The sequence below is a fragment of the Paenibacillus sp. Y660 genome (assembly GCF_057221575.1).
The window spans coordinates 1-934 of record NZ_JBXBBJ010000080.1; the positions used below are offsets into that span (position 1 = coordinate 1).

A 934-nucleotide genomic window follows, 5' to 3' on the forward strand; every position below is an offset into this window, starting at 1 on the left:
CAGGTATTGCTAGATTTTAGCATACACCATCCCCCTCCCCATACGAAGGGGCAACGTCATTTCCAAGTATTATATTGGGTTATTTCTGTCATTCAAGTAATATGACTTTCCGCTCGATTCGGAGCCAGATGTAACGGTTTGTGAACTGCTCAGCCATTTTTAATGTGACTTGTCGACCATGGCACACCAGTACACCTGCGCATTCAAAAAATTCTCGCCGGAAGCGCTGAATGGTAAAGGTACGATGAACCGGTTCACAACAATCTTGCTTGAAACGTTCGAACAAATTGTAAGCGAACAGTTTGACGAGCAAATCCATTTCATTCGCAGCGAAATCGTCCGTTGGAATACGGTGGATCGAGAAACCGCGCTTGGCTTCTTTGATGTAGTTTTCCATGCAACAGCGCTGGTTGTAAAAGCGCCATACATCGATGGCTTCCCATGGCTCGCTGGTTACCATAGCCTCGTATTGCCAGAGTAAATCGAGAAATCCATCTTGTTCAAACATCATTTGTTCCGTTTCAAATCGTTGCACTTTTCGAATAACAGCGACCCTTCTTGTGGTGTCCCAAGAAGTGGCTTTATAGCACAACACTAGACCTTCAATGATCCAGTCATCATCAACAAAACGTGTCCAGAGCGGGCAAGCTTGAACTTGTTCTTGCAAGCGATTTGTCCATTTGATCTTACCGACATAGCCGATTTTTCTGGATTCCCAAAAACTATAAAACGCTTCGCCGCCAAAGCCTTTGTCAAAGCGAACATAATCGACTGGACGAGCAGACAGAAGCGATAGCGTTTTCTCAGCAAAAGCAAGTACGTCCGTGGAGCTATGCACGTTGCCGGGTCGTAATTCAGCGTTCAACAGAAACCTGGACTTCCCTTCGTATACCAAAATAGGATGGTAGCTTTTGCGTCCGGGTTTATAGCTATT

General features: G+C 45.3%; 1 protein-coding gene. It reads right to left on the reverse strand.

The genetic code is table 11. The features are described from left to right. Window positions 1-88: 88 nt before the first annotated feature. A partial coding sequence (locus tag AC2TDN_RS26520; RefSeq protein ID WP_484690732.1) for an IS1380 family transposase occupies window positions 89-934 on the reverse strand: 846 nt, incomplete at its 5' end.